18 protein-coding genes are annotated in these 21,931 nt (G+C 42.4%); 9 read left to right on the top strand and 9 right to left on the bottom strand.

Features of this window, described 5'->3' with window-relative positions:
* Positions 1–96: 96 nt before the first annotated feature.
* Positions 97–1,299, bottom strand: coding sequence for an aromatic amino acid transport family protein (locus tag IEW93_RS06710; RefSeq protein ID WP_188738235.1), 1,203 nt, complete (start codon positions 1,297–1,299; stop codon positions 97–99).
* 467 nt (positions 1,300–1,766) lie between these two features.
* Between IEW93_RS06710 and IEW93_RS06705 the strand changes: the two genes are divergently transcribed.
* Together IEW93_RS06705 and IEW93_RS06700 are read left to right on the top strand one after the other, a co-directional pair.
* Entirely contained in the window at positions 1,767–2,321 is a 555-nt protein-coding gene (locus IEW93_RS06705) for a TMEM165/GDT1 family protein (protein WP_188738234.1), read from the top strand.
* A gap of 137 nt (positions 2,322–2,458) precedes the next feature.
* Positions 2,459–2,839: a SpoIIAA family protein gene (locus IEW93_RS06700; RefSeq protein WP_188738232.1), complete on the top strand. Its 381-nt coding sequence runs from the start codon at positions 2,459–2,461 to the stop codon at positions 2,837–2,839.
* Between the two features lie 62 nt (positions 2,840–2,901).
* Here the strand turns inward: IEW93_RS06700 and IEW93_RS06695 are convergent, their stop codons facing one another.
* Positions 2,902–3,093 (bottom strand): cytoplasmic protein, encoded by a 192-nt coding sequence (locus tag IEW93_RS06695; protein WP_188738400.1) that lies wholly within the window; start codon positions 3,091–3,093, stop codon positions 2,902–2,904.
* Between the two features lie 173 nt (positions 3,094–3,266).
* Between IEW93_RS06695 and ohrR the strand changes: the two genes are divergently transcribed.
* The 6 genes from ohrR (at position 3,267) to lysS (ending at position 10,811) form a co-directional block, all read left to right on the top strand.
* Complete coding sequence (ohrR, locus tag IEW93_RS06690; RefSeq protein WP_188738230.1) at positions 3,267–3,734, top strand: transcriptional regulator OhrR; 468 nt, start codon at positions 3,267–3,269, stop codon at positions 3,732–3,734.
* Complete coding sequence (gene rlmC, locus IEW93_RS06685; RefSeq protein WP_188738228.1) at positions 3,724–4,857, top strand: 23S rRNA (uracil(747)-C(5))-methyltransferase RlmC; 1,134 nt, start codon at positions 3,724–3,726, stop codon at positions 4,855–4,857. Before ohrR ends, rlmC begins: the two co-directional genes overlap by 11 nt.
* 149 nt (positions 4,858–5,006) lie before the next feature.
* Positions 5,007–6,158 (top strand): chromate efflux transporter, encoded by a 1,152-nt coding sequence (chrA, locus tag IEW93_RS06680; protein ID WP_188738226.1) that lies wholly within the window; start codon positions 5,007–5,009, stop codon positions 6,156–6,158.
* Positions 6,159–6,274: 116 nt separating this feature from the next.
* Positions 6,275–7,939, top strand: coding sequence for a methyl-accepting chemotaxis protein (locus IEW93_RS06675; protein ID WP_188738224.1), 1,665 nt, complete (start codon positions 6,275–6,277; stop codon positions 7,937–7,939).
* A gap of 215 nt (positions 7,940–8,154) precedes the next feature.
* Positions 8,155–9,253 (top strand): peptide chain release factor 2 gene (prfB, locus tag IEW93_RS06670; protein ID WP_188738222.1). Its coding sequence is split into 2 segments (ribosomal slippage): positions 8,155–8,229 and positions 8,231–9,253, totalling 1,098 coding nucleotides; the frame shifts between segments, so codons are not numbered across the junction.
* 55 nt (positions 9,254–9,308) lie between these two features.
* Complete coding sequence (gene lysS, locus IEW93_RS06665) at positions 9,309–10,811, top strand: lysine--tRNA ligase (RefSeq protein ID WP_188738220.1); 1,503 nt, start codon at positions 9,309–9,311, stop codon at positions 10,809–10,811.
* Positions 10,812–10,906: 95 nt separating this feature from the next.
* Here the strand turns inward: lysS and IEW93_RS06660 are convergent, their stop codons facing one another.
* From IEW93_RS06660 to IEW93_RS06645, 4 genes are all read right to left on the bottom strand, one after another.
* Positions 10,907–12,616, bottom strand: a complete 1,710-nt coding sequence (locus tag IEW93_RS06660; RefSeq protein ID WP_188738218.1) for an FAD-dependent oxidoreductase — start codon at positions 12,614–12,616, stop codon at positions 10,907–10,909.
* 53 nt (positions 12,617–12,669) lie between these two features.
* Positions 12,670–13,101 carry a transcriptional repressor gene (locus tag IEW93_RS06655; RefSeq protein ID WP_188738216.1) on the bottom strand — a complete coding sequence of 144 codons (432 nt, stop codon included), beginning with the start codon at positions 13,099–13,101 and terminating at the stop codon, positions 12,670–12,672.
* A gap of 45 nt (positions 13,102–13,146) precedes the next feature.
* Positions 13,147–13,428 carry a DUF134 domain-containing protein gene (locus tag IEW93_RS06650; protein ID WP_188738213.1) on the bottom strand — a complete coding sequence of 94 codons (282 nt, stop codon included), beginning with the start codon at positions 13,426–13,428 and terminating at the stop codon, positions 13,147–13,149.
* Between the two features lie 321 nt (positions 13,429–13,749).
* A complete protein-coding gene (locus IEW93_RS06645; protein ID WP_223418776.1) occupies positions 13,750–14,754 on the bottom strand; it encodes a WD40 repeat domain-containing protein in 1,005 nt (334 codons plus the stop codon).
* A gap of 215 nt (positions 14,755–14,969) precedes the next feature.
* On the opposite strand from IEW93_RS06645, the gene pyrC reads away from it, so the two are divergent.
* Complete coding sequence (gene pyrC, locus IEW93_RS06640; RefSeq protein WP_188738211.1) at positions 14,970–16,007, top strand: dihydroorotase; 1,038 nt, start codon at positions 14,970–14,972, stop codon at positions 16,005–16,007.
* 84 nt (positions 16,008–16,091) lie between these two features.
* Here pyrC and IEW93_RS06635 read toward each other — a convergent pair whose 3' ends face one another.
* The 3 genes from IEW93_RS06635 to IEW93_RS06625 all read right to left on the bottom strand — a co-directional run bounded on the left by IEW93_RS06635 (position 16,092) and on the right by IEW93_RS06625 (position 21,917).
* Positions 16,092–19,496, bottom strand: a complete 3,405-nt coding sequence (locus IEW93_RS06635; protein ID WP_188738209.1) for an EAL domain-containing protein — start codon at positions 19,494–19,496, stop codon at positions 16,092–16,094.
* Between the two features lie 528 nt (positions 19,497–20,024).
* Positions 20,025–20,906, bottom strand: a complete 882-nt coding sequence (gene rluF / locus IEW93_RS06630; RefSeq protein ID WP_188738207.1) for a 23S rRNA pseudouridine(2604) synthase RluF — start codon at positions 20,904–20,906, stop codon at positions 20,025–20,027.
* A gap of 105 nt (positions 20,907–21,011) precedes the next feature.
* Positions 21,012–21,917 carry a DUF72 domain-containing protein gene (locus IEW93_RS06625; RefSeq protein ID WP_487250663.1) on the bottom strand — a complete coding sequence of 302 codons (906 nt, stop codon included), beginning with the start codon at positions 21,915–21,917 and terminating at the stop codon, positions 21,012–21,014.
* Positions 21,918–21,931: the final 14 nt, after the last annotated feature.

Below are 21,931 nucleotides of genomic sequence, written 5' to 3'. Positions count from 1 at the left end.
TAAAAGCAAAAAGTCAGGCAAGGCCTGACTTTAACAAAAGTTGTTACTGCATGATAGCGGCTGAAAAACTCGCTTACAAATCATTAACCGCTTGGGTTAACCGAGCGCCACCATAAGCTGTGCAAATACAATAAGAGCGCCTAATAATCCGGTAATGGTTAGTGCGAATGTACCACCTGATACTTGGTAACCACCCAATAATTGAGCGCGCTGTTTGAGCGCCATGGCGATGGGTAAAAAGATAATCATCACCACAAGTGGTATAGCCGCAAACCCAAGTACTTGGAAAAAGCCATCTGGATAGTAAAGCGCGCATAAAAGTGGTGGCACAAAAGTGATTAACCAGGTTTTAGCGCGGCCAGCAACGTCATCTCTGGCACGGGTGAGTTCAGCGACATAATCAAACAAGCTCATGGTTACCCCTAAAAAAGAGGTAATTAATGCAAGGTTAGCAAACAGATCAATGGCCTGACTAATAATGCTAGATTGAACAAGACCTTGTAATGCCGCCACCAATTTAGGCAGTGAACCACCAAAGCTATGCACCGCCTCACCGCCTAAAGAGCCTAGAGTAACCAGTAACCATAAAACATAGCAAACTAAAGGGATAGTAGAGCCAATCAGGAGTACTTTTCTTAACGATACAGCATCACCATCAAGGTAACGTACTATGGTTGCAATACACACATGAAAACCAAAAGATGTAAACACCACAGGTATGGCTGCTAACCAAAGTTGCTGCAGAGCATCGCCTGAGGCAACAGTTGTTGAGTAATTATTTAGCGCTGAAAGTAGATTAACATCAGGCAGCAAAAAGCTGACAACGACAGCCAATAACAACACCATAGCGGTAAATAAAATACGCGATATTTTATCAATCCATTTAACGCCAATGGCGATTAGACCACCAAAAAACACTGTGAATAATATTACCGCAACCTGGTTACTCATATTAATGCCGATAGGCTCTAAGCGGGTTTCAAGTAAAGATGAACCGCCCATCAAATAAACCATAGTTAAGGCAAATAATAAGCTTAAAAATGAGCCACCTTGAATAAGTTGTCCAACTTTGCCTAAGGTTTTACCGGTAATTACATGCACGTTATCACCGACACCGCTACGTAGGTTTATTTCTAGCATTAGTAAAGAGGTATACGCTGAAATAGCCCAAATGACGACTAACAATATTAATGCGGGGATAATTCCTAGTGCCGCAGTAGCCAAAGGCAAAGCGAGCATGCCTCCACCAATAGCGGTTCCCGCAACAATAGAAATAGAACCTAAGGTTTTTAATTTCACGACAAATGTCCTGCCTAATTATTATTTTAATAGTGTCGGACATTAGCAGAAGGGTGACAGAGCAGGCAAGGATCTTCGATAGTTAAAGGCTAACAGCTGTGTTTATAAACAATTACATAACATTAAGCTAAACTATTTTACACGTCATTTTTGCAATAGTGTAGCATTACGGCGTTACTGTCGGTGTGTTTTAATTGGGTCGTTAAATTTACAATGTAAAAAATCTTGATTGAACAAACTGTTCAAGCGGTTATAATGCCCTTCGTTTTAGGGGAGTAGCTAATCTTGCCGTGCGTAATGCCGTATGCAAGGTGTCTGTATCAACATAATTGGCCTCATGCCATGGTGCAGACAGTAACACACTGTAAATTGGTGATGTTTACCCAGCGAGACCTAAGCACGATCACTGCATCAAGGGGTATGCGGAGGCTTGTGCTTAGTTGTCATTTACCCCTGGGATATTTTCATTGGACGCATTACTCACTTCTACTTTCTCTGTTGCCATTGCTGAAATCGGCGATAAAACACAATTACTCGCATTGCTTCTCGCTATCCGTTTTAGCAATAAATCGGCCATTATTAGTGCCATTTTACTTGCGACTTTAATTAATCATTTTATTGCTGCATGGTTTGGTCAGTGGTCGATAGACTGGATAGATCCTCAATGGTCTCAATATGTTGTAGCAGGTTGTTTTTTTGCTATTGCTTTATGGGTGCTTATTCCAGATAACATCGACGATGACGATAATCGTTTTTATAAACTTGGGGCATTTGGCGCCACATTTATTTTGTTTTTTATTGCTGAAATGGGTGATAAAACCCAAATTGCCACAGTGGTTCTTGCGGCAAAGTATCAGTCGCTGACCTGGGTTGTTATTGGCACTACGTTAGGTATGCTCATTGCCAATGTGCCTGTGGTGTTAGCAGGGCATTTTAGTGCGAACAAGTTACCTATGGCACTTATTCATCGAGGTTGTGCGCTGATTTTTGCACTGCTTGGTATTGCAACATTAATCTATTAAGTCATGCCCATTTTCGCTGCTATTTTGTAGCACCGTTTTGTTTGTTAATTGAATATTTTGTGCAGTTAACCACATTCTACATACTCGTATTGGTTAAAATATAAACTCAGGTGTTGGTTTTTTACTAGGGAGTGGGTATGAGTATTAAAAAACACGGTTTATCGATAGGCATAAACCGTATCGAGAATGTCTTTTTTGTGACGATAAAAGCCGTAGGAACCTTAACCCACGACGATTATCTGGTGATTACGCCAATGCTTGAAGGCGCCCTTAGCCAAGTTGAACAGCCTAAAGTGAGCTTATTGTTAGATGCCACTGAGCTTGAAGGTTGGGAGCTACGTGCTGCATGGGACGACTTGCAATTAGGGTTAAAACACCAGTCCGAATTTGAACGTGTTGCTGTTTTAGGTAATAAACACTGGCAAGAGTGGGCGGCCAAAATGGGCAGCTGGTTTATGTCAGGTGAAATGAAGTATTTTGAAGACCAAAATGATGCACTAAAGTGGTTACGTTACTAAACTTAAATTTATTTAAAACAAAAACCTAGCATTAATTGTTAGGTTTTTTATGCATGTTTTCTTTATGCGGTGGTATTAATGTTATGACCACTATTACCTACGGGCTGTGGTGCAGGCGCAGCTGCTTCAATTAATTGTAGCGCCATTTGGCCTTCTACTTTTTGCTGTTCTTTTGCCATTACAGCTACTTTCAAACTGTTACCTGAATCAATAGTTGTTGGCATTGATGATGGAGCATTTACACTGATTGACATCATTTATCCTCTAGTTTTAACGTCGTTTACCTTTATCGGCACCATTGAGCAAAACTTGAACATTAAGAATTATAGCGCATATTGATAGGTATTACATTGCGCGCAATTAATGTGTGATATAATTCATGCTTAATAAACTATAGCTATGATTATTTGTTAGTTGAGTAAAGCCAATGTCTACTAAAAATGCTGCCAACCCATTAGCACTAGAAAACCAAGTGTGCTTTTCACTTTATAGTGCCACTAATGCAATGATCCGAGCTTATCGGCCGTTGCTCGATGAGTTATCACTGACCTATCCGCAATACCTCGTGATGATGGTGTTATGGCAAGAGCCAGGTATTAGCGTAAAAACCTTAGGTGAAAAACTGCATCTTGATTCTGGTACCTTAACGCCACTCCTAAAGCGATTAGAGACAAAAGAGTTAGTTAGTCGTGGCCGCAGTGAATTAGATGAGCGAGTGCGGGTATTGCACGTGACAGATGCTGGCCGACAATTACACCAACAGGCGTTATCCATTCCTGAGCAAATGCGCTGTAAAGTCGGGGGGACATTGGAGGAGTTAGCGCAATTAAAACAATTGTGTGATCACGCTTTTGCCATGCTTAACTCAGGTGAGGCAACAAGCTGTGAAATGTGAATATTTTCAACGAGGTGATTGCTTATCATGTCGTAATATTGTGCAGCCAATGGCACAGCAAATTGACACAAAGCAACAGCATCTTATTAAGTTGTTTGGTGAGTTAAAGGTCCAAAAATGGCTGCCGCCAGTATTGAGCGCTGAGTCTGGTTTTCGTAACAAGGCAAAAATGGTGGCGTTAGGTGCAGCACATCAACCCATTTTAGGTTTGGTTAACCCACAAGGTGAGGCTGTTAGTTTATGTGATTGCAGCTTGTATCCGCATGATATGCAAACGCTGCTGCATCGATTAGAGCGTTTTGTGCAGCAAGCAGGGCTACCGCCGTATCGGGTAGACAAAGCCAAGGGTGAACTTAAGTATATTTTACTGACACGCAGCCAAAAACAAGGGCAGTTTATGTTGCGCTTTGTGATGCGCAGCGAACAAGCGATAGCTAGGATTGAACGCGAGTTACCGCAGCTTTTACAGGAGTTTCCAGCTATAGCGTTGGTGTCTGTTAATATACAACCTGTGCATATGGCGATATTAGAAGGCGAGCAAGAAATCTTTTTAACTGAAGCGACGCGGTTAGAAGAGCAATTTAATCATGTACCGCTGTATATACGCCCTAAGAGCTTTTTTCAAACCAATCCAGAGGTAGCATCACAGCTATATCAAACCGCCCGTGAATGGGTGGCAGAATTTAACCCAAGCTATATATGGGATTTGTTTTGTGGTGTGGGGGGATTTGGTCTGCATTGTGCCGACAAACATATACGCTTAACGGGTATTGAAATAGAGGCCGAGGCGATTGAATGCGCTAAAATGTCGGCTGCAAAAATGGGGTTAACCAATGTTGATTTCAGTGCACTAGACTCAACAACCTTTGCTCAAGGGCAAGCTTCGCAAGATAAACCAGATTTAATTATCGTCAACCCCCCTAGACGCGGTTTAGGTGAGGCGTTGTGCCGTTCATTAAGCGAATTTGCGCCTAGGGCTATAGTCTACTCGAGTTGCAACCCTAACTCATTGATCAGTGATTTGGCGCTAATTTCAGGGTATCAAATCACCAAGGTGCAGCTATTTGATATGTTTGCGCACACGGACCATTTTGAAGTATTAGTCATGCTAGAAAAGTTGTAAGTAAAAAATCAATGTTTTAGGTTGAGCATGCTTTTTGGCGTTATCGACGTTTATAAAGGCAACACAACGTCTTAGCCTAATGGCCTTGTTCATAAAATTGTCACTTTTATGTCATAACATGATTTTTCTATATAAAAAGGATGCGGGTAATGTGGCAGATATTCAGTCGTTTTTTAGCGTTAGGCTTAATCAGTTTTGGTGGTCCGGCTGCACATATTGGCTATTTTAGAAAAGCATTTGTTGACGATTTACAGTGGCTTGACGGCAAGCAATACGCCAGTTTTGTCGCCTTAAGTCAGTTTATGCCTGGGCCAGGGTCTAGCCAGGTTGGTTTTGCTATTGGTTATCATAAGGGTGGCTTATTAGGCGGCTTAGCGGCCTTTTTAGGCTTTACCTTACCGTCTTTTTTACTGTTATTTTTGTTGGCCGTTACCAGTGCACAATGGTTAGAGATTACCGCAGTACAAGGATTGATCCACGGTTTAAAATTGCTTGCAGTTGTGGTAGTGGCAGACGCGACATTGTCCATGTTTAGTCAGTTTTGTCAGCGTAAAACCGCTAAAGTGTTAATGGCAGCCACAGCGGTTGCCATTATGCTTTTGCCATCAATGCTAATGCAAATTGGCGTATTAATTGTGGCGGCCATAGTGGGGGTCATAGTCCTCACTCGCGGTGAAGATATTGTCCCAGAAAACCCACCCATCTCGCTTGATTACCCCTGGCTTATTTTGTTTATTTTGTGTTTAAGTAGTTCACTGTTTTTAATTGGCCAAGATGACAGTTTGTGGCAAGTTTTTGCGCAGTTTTTTCAAGTTGGTAGTCTCGTGTTTGGTGGTGGTCATGTGGTGCTGCCGTTACTAGAAGCCAGCGTGGGCGAATACATTACCCCAGATAGATTTTTGACAGGCTATGCGCTTGCTCAGGCCATACCAGGGCCTATGTTTACTCTGGCCACCTTTTTAGGTGCAGACATGTGGCTAGAATCTCCTATACTCGGCGCTATTGTGGCTACCTTGGCGATATTTTTACCGGGTTTTTTACTCATGTTAGTAGGCCTAAAAAGTTGGCATTCAATCAGTCAGCGTCCTCACATTGCTGGTGCATTAGCTGGGGTCAATGCCGCCGTAGTCGGGCTATTGCTAGCTGCCTTGTATCAGCCAGTATTTACCAGTGCGGTGAAAATGCCTGTAGATATGGCCATGGTGGTTATTGGCTTTAGTATATTAAAAGTGTTTAAGCTGGGTATTGTTTGGCTTGTTATCGGTTTTGCCTCTTTGGGCGCCATACTCACATTGATATAGTGTTATTTTAATGTGGTTGTTTTTGCGACACGTTTCACTTAATTCATGTGCAAAGTTTGGCTAGATGTTGTAAACATCTATACTGAATAGATTATTACAACAAAAGGCTGACTGCTATGCCCAAATCCTCCCTTCGCAATAAACTTTTGGGGTTGTCATTAATCCCTTTGTCGTTAATTTTAGCTGTATTGTTGGGTCTATTTTATGTGAATGAAGGCAAGTCTTTAGAAAATGATATTGCTCAATTTCGTGGGGAGTTAATTACAGAAAGAAAAACCCAACTCGCAGAAGCAACTGAAATAGCCCAAGGCGTTGTTGAGTATCAACTCGCCTTGGGTAGCAAAGGTGACGTTAACCAAGCATTACGCGGTTTGAAATTTGGTAGCGCAGGTTATTTCTTTATATACGATGATACTGGAAAAAATATTTTCCATGCCACTATGCCTGAGCTCGAAGGCCAAAATAAAATCGATATGGCTGACCCCAATGGCACCAAAATTATTGTTGGGTTATTAAATGCTGCAAAATCTGGTGATGGCATATTTTCCTACTTTTATAAAAAACCAGGCACTGAACAGTTAATCGAAAAACTGGGTTATGCCGTTATGGTGCCTAATACCAACTGGATGTTGGGTACTGGTGCTTATATTGACGATATAGAGCAAGCCATTGCCAAGTTTCATGATGAAAAAGCAGAGCGCATGAATAACAAGGCGTTGATGTTTTTGCTGATGGCGCTCGGCTTAACAGGTATTACCGCATTTGTGGTTGTTGTTATGGCGCACAAGCTAGTTGTGCCGATCCAAAATATGGCTAATTCCCTTAACGACATAGCTAAAGGTGAAGGCGATTTAACCAAGCGTTTAGATGTGACCAGTGAAGATGAAATTGGCCAGCTAGGTAGCGCTTTTAATTTATTTGTCGACAAGCTGCAGCATATTATTAGTGATGTTGCTGGTGCGACAGATAGGGTTAAGCACGGTGCGCAAAGTATCAGTGGTCAAACGGTTTCAATGACTGAGCAACTATACAGTCACAACAATGAAATTGATCAAATTGTAACCGCAATTACTGAAATGTCGGCAACAGCAAATGATGTTGCCCACAATACTAGTATGGTGGCAGATGCAACGCATACAGCATCAAACAATGTTACCAAGGCGCAAGAGTGTGTTGATACCTCATTAACTGAAGTGTCTAACCTAATGAAGCAAATCGACAATGCCGCAGCAGACGTAAAATCGTTAAGTGAGCAATCGCAAAAAATTAATTCGGTATTAAGTGTGATTGGTGGCATTGCTGAACAAACTAACTTACTGGCGTTAAATGCTGCCATTGAAGCGGCCCGTGCCGGTGAGCAAGGGCGTGGCTTTGCGGTTGTTGCTGATGAGGTCAGAAACCTCGCTAGCCGCACACAAAGTAGCACGGTAGAAATTAACGATATGTTATCGCAATTGCATAAATTAATGACCAAAGCAGTGCAGACCATGCAAGATAGTCAAACCAGCTGTTTAAGTTCGGTTGAATCGTCACGTGCAATCTCTGAAAGCCTAGGCGCGGTCACCTCATCGGTTACCAGTATTAGTGATATGAGTACTCAAATCGCGACTGCGGCGACAGAGCAGAGTTCTGTGACAGAAGAAATTCATCGCAATGTCAATTCAGTACAAGAAATTGTTAACTCGTTATTAGCCGCCAGTCAAGACGCTTCTGGAGCCTGTAAAGATGTTGCCAATGAAGGGCAAACCTTAGCTAAGTTGGTAGGCCAGTTTAAAATTTAATGTCATAACACATAGGGTTTATGGCACACAAAAATGAACTCCAGGTGAGTTCATTTTTTATGCAAAAAAGCGGGTTGGTAAAACGATTGGGTTGCTGAAATTTATTCGTCATTTGTTTGTTAATAATCGGCCTTTCGGTCTAGGTTTAGCGCGTGTCATGGGGTAAAATGCGCCGTTGCACCTTTTTGTTAACCGCTAATTTAAGTTGAATATTCATGTTTGAAGTTAATCCGGTAAAATTCAAAATCAAAGAGCTTGCTGAACGTACTGAGCTACTTCGGGGGTATCTTTGACTACGCTGCTAAAAGTGAACGTTTAGAAGAAGTCAGTCGAGAGCTTGAAAGTTCTGAAGTATGGAACGTGCCTGAGCGTGCCCAGGCTTTAGGTAAAGAACGCGCTGCACTTGAAGCCGTTGTTAAAACCATTGATGATATGGATGCAGGCCTTGAAGATATCGAAGGGCTGCTTGAATTAGCCATCGAAGAAGACGACGAAGAAACCTTCAACGATGCAGCCGCTGAATTAAAAACCCTAGATGCTCGTTTAGCTGATTTAGAATTCCGTCGGATGTTTTCAGGTAAAAATGACGCCTCAAATTGCTACTTGGATATTCAATCTGGTTCTGGCGGTACTGAAGCTCAAGATTGGGCCAATATGGTATTGCGCATGTATTTGCGTTGGGGCGAAGCCCATGGTTACAGCCCAGAATTAATGGAAGTTACCGATGGTGATGTTGCGGGTATTAAAGGCGCAACCATTAAATTTAATGGCGAGTATGCATTTGGCTGGATGCGCACCGAAACGGGCGTACACCGCTTAGTGCGTAAATCGCCGTTTGACTCATCAGGTAAACGTCATACGTCTTTTTGCTCGGTGTTTGTTTACCCAGAAATTGACGACGACATTGAAATCGAGATCAACCCATCTGATCTACGTATTGACACTTATCGCGCCTCTGGTGCGGGTGGTCAGCACGTTAACAAAACCGATTCTGCGGTGCGTATTACTCACTTGCCAACCAATACCGTGGTGCAATGTCAAAACGACCGTTCGCAACATAAAAACCGTGACTCAGCCTTTAAGCAATTAAAAGCTAAGTTATACGAGTTAGAAATGCACAAGCAAAACGCCGATAAACAAGCCGCTGAAGATGCTAAATCAGACATTGGCTGGGGCAGTCAAATCCGTTCATACGTATTAGACGATGCACGCATTAAAGATTTACGTACAGGGGTTGAGAATCGTAATACTCAATCTGTGTTGGATGGTGATTTAGATAAGTTTATTGAAGCCAGCCTAAAATCAGGACTTTAACAATTAACTTTTTCGCCATGCATCACAGTGTGGCGAGTAAACGCGAGAATATAACATGACCGAACACGTACAAGATGAAAACAAACTGATTGCAGAGCGTCGCGCTAAATTAGAACACATCCGCACAGACTGCCCAGCCAATGCTCACCCAAATACATGGCAACGTAGCCATAAAGCGGCTGAGCTTCAGGCGCAATATGGTGAGCAAACTAAAGAAGCACTAGAAGCGCTAGGTTTTCAAACCAGTATAGCTGGCCGTATTATGGCTAAGCGTGGTCCATTTTTAGTGATTCAAGACGTGTCTGGCCGTATTCAAGCGTATGCGGATAAATCAGTACAGGGTGATTTAAAAGAACGTTACCAAGGTTTAGATATTGGTGACATTATTGGTGTTAAAGGTCAGTTGCATTTATCTGGCAAAGGCGACTTGTACGTCAATATGGAAGAATACCAACTGCTGACAAAAGCATTGCGTCCATTACCTGAAAAATTCCACGGTTTAACTGATCAAGAAACACGTTACCGCCAGCGTTATGTTGACTTAATTGTTAACGAAGACTCGCGCAATGCATTTGTTATGCGCTCTAAAGTGGTTGCTGCTATTCGTAACTTCATGATCAAAAAAGAGTTCATGGAAGTTGAGACCCCAATGATGCATGTTATTCCTGGTGGTGCATCTGCACGTCCATTTGTCACTCATCACAACGCGTTAGACATGGCCATGTATTTACGTATCGCGCCAGAACTATACCTTAAGCGTTTAGTGGTTGGTGGTTTTGAACGTGTGTTCGAAATTAACCGTAACTTCCGTAACGAAGGCTTATCACCACGTCATAACCCTGAATTCACCATGATGGAATTCTATATGGCGTACGCTGATTACAAAGATTTAATGGACCTAACTGAAGAGATGCTCAGTTCAATCGCCATTGAATTATTAGGCAGTGCACAAATGCCATACGGTGAGCACACTGTTGACTTTGGTGGCCCTTATGCGCGTTTAAGCATGTTAGAAGCCATTCAAAAGTACAATCCAGATAACGCTACCATTCAAGCAATGACCTACGAGCAAGTGAAAGACGTTGAGTTTATGCGTGATTTAGCGAAGAGCTTAGGCATCAAGCTAGAAAAATTCTGGACTTGTGGCCAGTTACTAGAAGAAATTTTTGGTGAAACCGCAGAGCCTAAGTTAATGCAACCTACGTTCATTACCGGTTACCCAGCAGACATTTCACCGCTTGCACGTCGTAACGATGACAACGATTTCATTACCGACCGTTTTGAGTTCTTTATTGGTGGTCGTGAAGTGGCTAACGGCTTTAGCGAGCTTAACGATGCAGAAGATCAAGACAACCGCTTTAAAGCACAAGTCGATGCAAAAGATGCAGGCGATGACGAAGCTATGTTCTACGATGCAGATTACATCACAGCCCTTGAGCACGGTTTACCGCCAACAGCGGGTCAAGGTATTGGTATCGACCGTTTAGTGATGTTATTCACTAACACTCATACCATTCGTGACGTGATTTTATTCCCAGCGATGCGCCCACAAGCGTAATCGCCCTTGTTGGCTTGGGCCAATATTGAGTAATAATAAAAAACCAGCCTGCGGGCTGGTTTTTTGTTGCTGCTTTTGTTTTAGTGACTCTTAAGTTAAAAGCGAGCGTTGACCATTTGGAAGGTTTTGTAACCGCCCGTGAGGTTACGCACCTTAAAGCCGTGTTGAGTGAGCATGCGATAAGCAACATGTCCACGTAAACCAACCTGACAGAATACCAATAACTCTTTGTCTTTTGGAAGCTCATTAAGTCGGTCACGCAGTTGTGGCAGTGGCATATTCATCGCGCCATCAATAGCCCCTGCAGTGGTTAATTCACCAGGATTGCGAATATCGACGATGATTTGATTTGCACTTAAGTTAACGAAATCTTGAGTGTGACAAATCTGTTCATCACCTAACAATACGTTTGCAGCCACCATACCCGCTTGGTTAACCACATCGCGCGCCGAACCAAATGGCGGTGCATAGGTCAGCTCAAGGTCGGCTAAGTCATATACTGTCATACCAGCACGTTGCGCCACGGCTAGCACGTCAATTCGCTTGTCTACGCCATCTAATCCTGCCGCTTGAGCGCCTAAAATTGTGCCATTATCTGGGCTAAATAACAGTTTCAACGTAATAGGGTGAGCGCCAGGGTAATAACTGGCGTGGCTGGCGGTATGCACATAAATTTTTTCAAATGGAATGGCTTTTTTGAGCAAGGTCTTTTCATTGAGTCCAGTAGACGCTATGGCCATGTCAAATAGCTTACAAATAGCAGTACCCTGAGTGGCGCGATACTTTATATTTGCACCTAACATGTTATCGGCTGCTAAACGCCCTTGTCGGTTAGCGGGCCCCGCAAGTGGGATTAACGTTGGGTTACCAGTGACAAAGTCAGCGGTCTCTATGGCATCACCAACGGCAAAAATATCGGCGTCTGAGGTGCGCATTTCGTCATCAACTCGAATACCACCGAGCAGACCTAACTCAAGGCCGCATGCCGACGCCAGGCTGGTTTCTGGTTTAACACCAATGGCTAAAATCACTAAGTCGGTGGCGAGTGTTGTGTTATCACTTAAGGCTAATTGCAAATGAAAATGTGGTGATAAAGGTTTATCGTAGTCATCCGTGTTGTCTGATTCAGTCAATTGAATAGGGCATTCTGTTATGGCAGCTAGCCCGGTTTTTAAACGTAAATCAACGCCGTTATCCACTAACTTTTGGTGCAGCATATTGGCCATTTCAAGGTCTACGGGGCCCATAACTTGGTCGGCAAGTTCAAGTAAACTGACCTCTAAACCAACATGGCGTAGTGCCTCGACCATTTCTAAACCAATAAATCCACCACCCACAACCGTGGCATGTTTGGGCTTATGCAACATTAAGGTGGATAGGACTTTATCCATATCGGGAATATTACGCAGGCTATGAACAAAGTGGCTATCAATCCCTGGCAGTGGCGGTTTAATTGGTGAGGCACCAGGGCTTAGCAGCAATTTATCATAAGATTCTTGGTAGGTTTCATTGGTTGCAAGATTGCGTACTGTCAGTTGTTTAGCCTGGCGATCAATAGTGATCACTTCGTTTAATACTCGCACATCAACATTAAAGCGCGATTTAAAGCTTTCGGGCGTTTGCAGTAATAGCGCATCTCTTGATTCTATCTCGCCACTAATATGATAAGGCAGGCCACAGTTGGCAAATGATACAAACTCGCCACGTTCTAACATAATAATTTCAGCAGTTTCAGATACTCGTCTTGCTCTTGCTGCTGCAGATGCACCACCGGCAACGCCACCAATAATCACTATTTTTGTCATGCTTTTCTCCAGTAAATCAAGTCATAAAACCGATGTATAATGCGCAATAGGTTTTAGGTAATCGATTCGTTTTGATGTGCTTTTTGACACTCAAAGCACTGGCCATACATATTAAGGCTGTGGTGATGAATGCTCATACCATGATGCTCAGCAGCTAAGCTTAAACGCAGTTCAATTAGCGGGTCGACAAAATCAATGACCTTGCCGCAAGTTAGGCAAATTAAATGATCATGGCGTGGTTTATTGCTGAGCTCGTAAATCGTTTTTTCAGATTCAAGCAAACGACGAGTCACAAGGCCTGCTTGCTCAAAATCAGACATCATCCGGTAAACACTGGTGAGTCCAATGCTCTCACCTTGTGCGTTAATACCTTGATAGATGTTCTCTACTGTTAAATGCTGCTCATCAACTTGGTTGATAAATTCGAGCAATTTACATCTTTGATGAGTTACTTTGAGGCCAGAGTCTTTTAATACTGCTTGCATTAGCCTTACCTATTCACGCCATTACATGTTTACTGTACTGCTGATTTAGTTGATGCTTTTTGTCATCAATGCTTTGCCATTAATTAAGCTATCAACCACCTTGAGCCTTGCGGCTTTCACTAAATTGGCCAGTGTTTGACGAGATACGCCCATCGACTTAGCCGCCTCTTGTTGTTGCATGCCGAGCAAATCAACTAAGCGTAATGCTTCCATTTCGTCCTCTGCTAGAGGCACCTGTTCCAATTGCGTCATTGGAATACCATTAGGTTTAAAGCAAATGTTGGCTGGTTGTCCGCATATGTTTCGGGGTATTTTAGGTCTTGCCATTTGACACCTCATTTTTAGCATATGCTATATATACTGAATGTGGTTCACACATGCAAGCTCTATTGTTTATAGAGTTTGAGATACAAACAGATCTTTGATCTAGCCCATAAATCTGACAACTCTACGATACTGATTTTATCACTGTGCTAAATCAAGCTGGCATTGGGAGTGTTAGTGATGGCTTAGTGATGATATTGATTCTATCCGAGATTATTTTACGCCAAACATTGCAAGCATCTATGAGGCGCCAATTACCAATCCGCCACACTAACAAATCAAATAATGCGGTAATGATTTTAATTATAACGGTGGCTTATAAACTTATAAGCTCCACGTCTCAAGTGCGCCATCTGAGCTTAAGGTTAATAGCTTACCATCAGGTTTCATTACCATTGAAAATACCGTGGTGCCAGCGTTATAGGCGGTGATATCCCAATGAGAAAGCTCTTTTCCTGATGAGGCATCCCAATAGATAACACTTTGTTTTGACGTTGCGGTAATTAAGTTTTTGCCGTGATTGACGAATAACGCCTGACGAAAATAGCGATAGCGTTCAAGGTAATCTAGATGACTTACTGACTGCGTTGTTTGGGTATCGATAATGACATTGTTATCGAGTGCATCGGCAATAAATAAGCGCCGATTAACGTCATCAAAACTCACGCTGGTGATTTGCTGAGGACGTGAGAAACTGCTGATCAACTTACCGTTATAAGCAGCCCAAATATGTACATCACCATCAAGCCCAGTCGATAATACCTGCTGCTCAAAGCCCGAGAGTTCAACATGATTAACTGCGGCGCTGTGTTGTTTAAATAATGACATTGTCATGCTACTTCGTTGTATCACTGTAATTGAACCATCATTCATCCCCACCAAAATAGTGCTGCCTGTTTGGCTTAGAGAAAGGCTCGAAATACTGGCGTCGGGATTGAATCCCTGAGCGGGCCAACGGATATCTAATTTGCCTGTCCCAAGGTTAAAAATGGATATTTTTTGTTTGCCAGCAGTCGCAAGGAATTGTTTGTTACCTGATAACGCCAGCAGATAATTGGTTTCATCAAAGTCATCGTCAGACCATTGATGTAATAGTTGGCTTGTTGCCACATCCCAAATTGATAATGTACGGCTTCTGCCTAATGTAATAGCCATACTGGCATCGTTAGACAGTACGCCATCAATTAGCGTTTCTTGAACAAGTGGTTGAATATTGTCGGAGGTTTTCATCACCTCAGCTTGATTGCAGCCAGAGGCAGTCATCATTATCGTGATTACGGTAATAAAGTACACATTGATTAGTAATCTAGAACCGGCATTAGCTAACAATTTAATTCCCCTATAAGAAAGATGCTTTCAACATAATAACATAGAGGGTTACCGCTGGTTTTAATGGTCTGTCGCTACATGAATAGCGCGACTTTATATTAAAAATGGCATGATTTTTTGATATAGAAAAGTCTGCGTTCAAATTATGCATCTATTAAGAAAAAGCGAATTCAGGCACAATAGCGGCAATTTTGGTAGTAGCACTAGGAACCCACATGACGCAAATAACCCTAACAACGCCAGACGATTGGCACCTTCATTTTCGTGATGGCGATATGCTGCGTGAAACCGTACCTGCTACTGCAAGGTTGTTCAAACGTGCGATTGTAATGCCAAATCTAGTGCCACCTGTGACCAATGCAGGCATGATAGTGGCATACCGTGAACGTATTTTAGCAGCGCGCCCTCAAGGCAGTGACTTTGAACCGCTAATGACGCTGTTTTTAACCAACAACACTAGCGCCCAAGATATTATCGACGCTAAAGCTGCCGGTGTGGTTGCGGCTAAGTTATACCCAGCAGGCGCCACGACTAACTCTGATGCTGCAGTAAAAGCATTAGATGCGTTATTTCCAATATTCGAAGTGATGGCACAGCAAGGTATGTTGCTGCTAGTGCACGGTGAAGTGACCGAGTCGCACATTGATATTTTTGATCGCGAAAAGCTGTTTATTGACCGCTATTTATCTCGCATTGTTGAGGCCATACCTCAGCTTAAAGTGGTGTTTGAGCACATCACCACCAAAGAAGCTGCTGAGTTTGTTACTGAATCTTCAGCCAATGTGGCCGCCACCATTACACCGCAGCATTTACTGTTAAATCGTAATGATTTATTAGTGGGAGGGGTTCGTCCACATAACTTTTGTTTACCAGTATTAAAGCGCAATATTCATCAGCAGGCGTTGCAAGCTGCGGTAGCAACGGGCTCAAGTAAGTTCTTTTTAGGTACAGATTCAGCGCCACATGAAAAACACCGTAAAGAGTCAGCGTGTGGTTGTGCTGGCTGTTACAGCGCCTGGAGTGCGTTAGAGTTATACGCCCAAGTGTTTGATAATCTAGGCGCGCTAGATAAGCTTGAAGGTTTTGCCAGTTTCCATGGCGCGGACTTTTATGGTTTACCACGTAACACAGGTACTGTCACGTTAGTAAAACAAGAGTGGACGGTGCCAGAAGAAATTATTCTGCCAAACGGTAATCCAATAGTGCCATTTTTTGCTGGGCAAACCGTTAATTGGAAAGTGAAAAACACTTAATTGCTGTTAGCATTTACCGGCATTATTGCAGCGGCTAATCCCAATTGGGTTAGCCGTTGCGTTATGGGTAAAGGGTAGGCAGTATTATTCAGGTTTGTGTTGTGCGTCTAGCAGCGCTTCAAATTCAGCTTTAGGTAGAGGTTTGCTAAATAAATAGCCCTGGCCGTAATCGCATTTTAATGCACTTAATAATTGATATTGCTCTTCTGTTTCAATTCCTTCTGCCACTACACTTAAATTTAACCCATGGCCCATCGCAATAGCTGCGCCTACCAACTCTAGATCTCCTGGGTCGACGGTAATGTCGTTAATAAAGCTTTTATCCACTTTTAGTGTGTCAAATGGGTAACTACGCAAATAGCTTAAAGATGAGTAACCTGTACCAAAATCGTCCATAGAAATGCTAACGCCAATATCGTTAATGGCACTTAAATTACTGTTGATTATTTGGTCGCCACTGAGCAATACCCCTTCGGTGACTTCGAGTTCTACACTGCTAGGGTTGATGTGGTATTGGGCTAACAATGATGTAAGTAAATCAACAAATTTGTCTTCTCTAAATTGTTTGGGAGACACATTAATGGCTATTTTAAATTGGCTCATAAAGTGGCTTTGCCAATGGTGAGATGCAGAAAAAGCTTGCTCGATGACAAATTGTCCAATGGGTATGATTAACCCTGTTTGTTCAGCAATAGGGATAAATTCGTCTGGGGAAACATTGCCAAGCTCTGGGTTGTGCCAGCGTAATAAGGCCTCTGCACCAACGATGTTACGGTTTCTAATATCAACCAGTGGTTGAAAATACACTTCTAGCTTGTTATTTTTTAATGCATTACGCAATTGCTCCTCAAGTTGAAGGCGGCGGTGCATATCATTATTCATTTTATGGGTAAAGAAGGTGTAAGTATTTCTGCCTTGTTCTTTTGAGTGGTACATGGCCGCATCTGCTTGCCTTAGCAACTCTTTTGCATCAACACTGCTGTTAGGGTAGCGCGCAATACCAATACTGATGGTAGATACCAGCTCGCGACTCCCGAGTTTAAAAGGTGTATAAAATTGCTGTAATAATTTATCTGCTGCTATTTCAATATCGGCTTGCTGGTGGATGTCGCTCAGTAAAATAATAAATTCATCACCGCCGAGACGGCCAACAACATCATCACTGCGAACGGTGTTTTGCAGACGGGTGGCTGCTTGAATTAGTAGCTCGTCACCCACAGAGTGCCCTAAGGTGTCGTTTACTTTTTTAAAGTCGTCTAAATCTAAAAATAATACAGCGATTTGGTTATTGGCCTGTTTTGCCTGTTTAAGCATATGAGCCAGCCTGTCGAGCGAAAGTAAACGGTTAGGTAATCCTGTTAAGCTGTCGTAGTGGGCTTGGTGGAGGATTTTTTCTTCTTGTTGCTTATATTGAGTAACGTCTTGTTTCAATGCTAAATAATGTTTTGTCACTCCTGCGTTATCAAAAATAGGTGCAATATGGGCGTGCTCCCAAAATATGTCGCCATTTTTCTTTCTATTTTGCAGCTCGCCTTGCCAAGCGTTACCATCAGCGATGGCCTGCCATAATTCGGTGTATAAGGATTTTGGTGTGAGTCCTGATTTAAGCATGCTAGTGGGTTGCCCTATGACTTCGGCGGCACTGTAGCCCGAGGTTCTCTCAAAGGCGGCGTTAACGTACTCAATTTTACTGTCGGTGTCGGTTAAAATCATCGAGATAGGACTTTGCTCAATGGCTTGCGATAACGTTAGCGCTTGCTCTTCGGCTTGTTTCTGGGCGCTTAAATCAATATCAATACAATACATTTCGGTTTCATTGTCGGTATTGTTGATTAATGTGTGTGAGGAATAAACAGGCACCATAGTGCCATCGGCGTGTTTTAGTAATAACTCTTCAGCAGGGATCGGGGTGCCATCTTCTATCCATGCATTAACATTGTCGATAACGTCTTGCCGATAAGGTTCAGGAATAATCAAGTCTTCAAGTTTTTTACCCAAAGCTTGCTCTTTAGTAAAGCCGTAAAGGTTTTCACTGGCTTTATTCCAAAAAATAACGGTTCTATTTTTATCGTATCCTTGAACTGAAATTGCCGGGATTTGTTCAAAAATATGCCTAAATTTAGATTCGCTAAGTAATAGTTTTTTTTCTGCTTCAATACGCTCAGAGATATCTTTTACAAAGCAGAAAAACATGCCGTTATCACCATCCCAGTAACTTACGCTAACCTCAACATGATAAAGGTGCCCTTGCTTATGCCTATGCATTGAGGTGAAATTTAAACGTTTTTGGTTTTTTGCAATATTGAGGTTATTAGCCGAGAACTGGTGTTTTGTATTGGTTTCTATTTCATTGACAAACATGTTATTAAGCTCAGATATGCTGTAGCCCGTCATGCTTGCAAAGCTCTGATTAGCCTCTACTATCTTCCCCTCAAGTGACGCAATAAAAAAGCCGTCTTGGGCGGTACTAATTATGTTTCTATATGTCGATTCGCTACGCTGTAATTGTTTTTCGATATTCAGTATTTCTGCTAGATCTCGGCTGACGCCTACAACACCTAAAATATCACCCTCTATATTCGTAAACGGTGTTTTTTGGGTGCGATAGATATGTTCAATTCCGTCGGAGCTGCAAATTTTTTCGTCATACACCACGGTCTTATTAAGCTGTAAAACCTGTTTATCATCGGCAATAAATTTCGCGGCTTGTGCGTGTGTAAATAACTCATTGTCAGTACGATTTTTGATTTGATCAATAGTCAGTGTTAACTCGTTAGCAAATGCTTTATTGCAACCTAAGTATTTGCCTTCGGTCGATTTATAGAAAATGAAGTCGGGTATGCCATCAATAATATTTTGCAGTAGATTTTTTTCAGTTTCGAGTAACTGTTTATGGCGTAATAATTCTTGCGCGAGTTTTTGACTGTCGATACGGTGTTTAAGTAATAATCCTAATAAAAAGGACATCGCAGTAAAAACCGTTAATAGTGTTGGGCTGATGGTGGTAACGATAGTGTATCGATCGTCAGTTGGCATTAATAACAAGCAGCAAATCACCATGACTTCAACAATAAAGCTCATGGCGAGAATGTTTTTCCAATTAAGCTTAGTGCTAGTTTGCATTAACCAATAGCGCCAGGACAAACCAACCAACGCACTGGTGACAATAATTAAACTGCCAACATAAACGCCATCACCGCCAAGATACAGCCTAAAGCTCATGGTCAGCAAAGTGGCTATTAGTGTTGGCACAAAACCAAAAAATAACCCGCTTAAACTCAGTAGGATCCAACGAGCATCAAAAAACACCCCTGGGCGAAGTTCCCAAGGGTTACTCATAACGCTTATTGCAATAATGCCAATGAAAATGCCACTAAAGAATGACTTATACCGCGCGGAAGCAAAATTTTGTATTCTAACAGCGTCGAAGATAACAACGAGTGCGAGCAGCAGCACTGCATTATTCATTAAGCTAAAAAAACTCTCCATTTGTTCCCCGCAAGTAAAAGGGTGTGCCATCCATTACACTTAAATTTACCCAATATTAATTCACTAATAATGTTCTTGCTCCGTATTCACCCTCTCTCTGGATTTACGCCGAGCTCTATCTATTGAGTGTAGCCGTAAAATGATTATTAACATGAAATCAGCAAATTTATTTATCGATATTGCTACGTATGGTCATGCCAGTAAAGCTTTTGTTTACAGTACGAGCAGTGAGGATAAAGGCACAAAGGTAGCGTAGGCTACCTTTGTTATTAACATCAGCTGGATTATCGCTTTTAACCAGTAAGAATGATCGCATTCTTGTGCTGGTATAAACACCTTGAGTGAAGTAAAGACCACTCAACAAAGCAGAATCCGTTTTTAGACGAAACCTTATGGTGGTATTTGTTGTTCTGGTTTAATGCCTCAGCCTTACCTAATGGAACAACATTTCGCTGCAAAAATACCCTTGAAATATCAACACGGCCCTAATATTGCTGCTGTGCAAATTAAGTCATGCCAAATGGTCATTTAGCGTTTGGGTTTACGAGAATGGTTTGGCTTGCCTTTATTGGTTGTTGGCTTTTTAGGTTTGCTGCCTCTGCCTTGCATAAAGTGTTCAGGGCCTTCAATTTTGTCGCGCAAACTTTTTAAAGGTTTCTTTTTGGCTTTTTGAGGGGCTTTTTTCACTTCAGAAGATGAATGCTCAATTAATTTCATTAAGGTGCTGAGCTCTTGCTCGTCTAAATCGCGCCATTCGCCAATGGGTAATCCTTTAAGTGACACATTCATAATCGATTGGCGTTCAAGCTTGGTGACTTCATAGTTGAAGTATTCACACATGCGGCGAATTTGGCGGTTAAGGCCTTGGACTAACACAATTTTAAAGGCGTAGGTTGAAACCTGCTCAACCTTACACTTTTTGGTCACTACACCCAATATCGGTACACCAGCGGCCATTCCTTTAATAAAATCATCGGTGATAGGTTTGTTAACGGTAACCACGTATTCTTTGTCGTGGTTATTGCCCGCGCGCAAAATTTTATTCACTAAATCGCCATTGTTGGTTAAAAATATCAACCCTTGCGAGTCTTTATCTAGACGACCAATCGGGAAAATCCGTTCGCTGTGGTTAACAAAATCGACAATGTTATCGCGCTCGGTGCTTTCTGTTGTGCTCACAATACCGACAGGCTTGTTTAAGGCAATAAACACTAAATCTGCTTCGTCACGCGGTTCAATGTCCTGGCCATTCACTTTTACTTTGTCACCAAAACTTACCGTGTCGCCAATTTTTGCGCGTTTGCCGTTAATAAATACATTACCTTGCTCTATAAAGCGATCGGCTTCTCTGCGCGAGCAGATCCCGCTCTCGCTGATGTATTTATTTAAACGGGTTGCAGATTCACTCATAGCGGTTCCTTTATCAACATAAACGCGCTGCAATGGCAGGCTTAATCGGCGCAGATAATAGCATAAACTGTTTTATTTTGTCTGTTGAAACCCTAGCATTAATGGCTATAAATCAAAGCCCATTTGCGCGGTCGCGTCTTGATGTTGTGCCAGTAAGTTGATGTCGTTAAGTGGGGTGGGGCTATCGATCAGCTGTTGCTGTAATAACCGATATAAATCGACGGCTAATTGAGGTGCATGGTGATTGTCTGGGGTGTGAATAAACAAGTAGGGCTGTTTGCCCTGAGCTATCCATAATGGCAGTTTTTTCAGCCAATTTTGAAAAAAATGCACATTGGCTTCAGCTTGCGGGTGACCAATAAAGCGTACTACCGGATGTTGAGCCGTGGCGATGGCATGCACTGGCACTTTGGGCTTTTTTTGATGGGCATCAATAACGGCTTCGGATGTTGGCGGCGCAGCAAATACTGGCCGAGTATCCATAATAATGCGGTTGCACTGATGACTAATAAGCAAGCGGTTAAGGTCTCGCTCAGCATCGCCTTTGGCAAAAAAAGCTGGGTGACGAACCTCTACGCCATAGGTTAACCCTTGAGGCACTTGTGTTAAAAACTGGGCTAATACGGGCAGATGTTGTGGACCAAAACTGGCCGGTAATTGAATTTTCCACATGCCTGTTACGTCGAGTAATGGCGCCATTACCGAGAAAAATTGTGTTAATGCGGGGCCTGCATTGTGCAGTTTTAGCTCGTGTGTAATGTGTTTAGGTAGTTTAAAGGTAAAGCGAAAATCTTGATTGACAGCGGCGCGCCATATTTTGGCCTGTGTTATCGATGGCGTAGCGTAAAAGGTGGTATTACCCTCAACCGTATTAAAAATGTCAGCATAACGACTTAAACGTTGGCTGGGGTCATTATTGCCATACACACTGTGTTGCCAATGGTTTTGTGACCACATGGCTAGCCCCAGTCTTATAGGAGGGGATAGTTGGGCTGAATTAAGTGTATGTATCGTCAAAATGCCCT

This window comes from Shewanella inventionis (assembly GCF_014641855.1).
Taxonomy (GTDB): Bacteria; Pseudomonadota; Gammaproteobacteria; order Enterobacterales; family Shewanellaceae; genus Shewanella; species Shewanella inventionis.
The sequence above is the reverse complement of the archived record's forward strand: the minus strand, read 5'-3'. Positions and strand labels throughout refer to the sequence as shown.

Coding starts and splice junctions, on each gene's coding strand:
- IEW93_RS06700 (WP_188738232.1), top strand. CDS start 2,459: ATGAGTATTAAAAAACACGGTTTATCGATAGGCATAAACCGTATCGAG.
- IEW93_RS06695 (WP_188738400.1), bottom strand. CDS start 3,093: ATGTCAATCAGTGTAAATGCTCCATCATCAATGCCAACAACTATTGAT.
- ohrR (WP_188738230.1), top strand. CDS start 3,267: ATGTCTACTAAAAATGCTGCCAACCCATTAGCACTAGAAAACCAAGTG.
- chrA (WP_188738226.1), top strand. CDS start 5,007: ATGTGGCAGATATTCAGTCGTTTTTTAGCGTTAGGCTTAATCAGTTTT.
- IEW93_RS06675 (WP_188738224.1), top strand. CDS start 6,275: ATGCCCAAATCCTCCCTTCGCAATAAACTTTTGGGGTTGTCATTAATC.
- lysS (WP_188738220.1), top strand. CDS start 9,309: ATGACCGAACACGTACAAGATGAAAACAAACTGATTGCAGAGCGTCGC.
- IEW93_RS06660 (WP_188738218.1), bottom strand. CDS start 12,616: ATGACAAAAATAGTGATTATTGGTGGCGTTGCCGGTGGTGCATCTGCA.
- IEW93_RS06655 (WP_188738216.1), bottom strand. CDS start 13,101: ATGCAAGCAGTATTAAAAGACTCTGGCCTCAAAGTAACTCATCAAAGA.
- IEW93_RS06650 (WP_188738213.1), bottom strand. CDS start 13,428: ATGGCAAGACCTAAAATACCCCGAAACATATGCGGACAACCAGCCAAC.
- pyrC (WP_188738211.1), top strand. CDS start 14,970: ATGACGCAAATAACCCTAACAACGCCAGACGATTGGCACCTTCATTTT.
- IEW93_RS06635 (WP_188738209.1), bottom strand. CDS start 19,496: ATGGAGAGTTTTTTTAGCTTAATGAATAATGCAGTGCTGCTGCTCGCA.
- rluF (WP_188738207.1), bottom strand. CDS start 20,906: ATGAGTGAATCTGCAACCCGTTTAAATAAATACATCAGCGAGAGCGGG.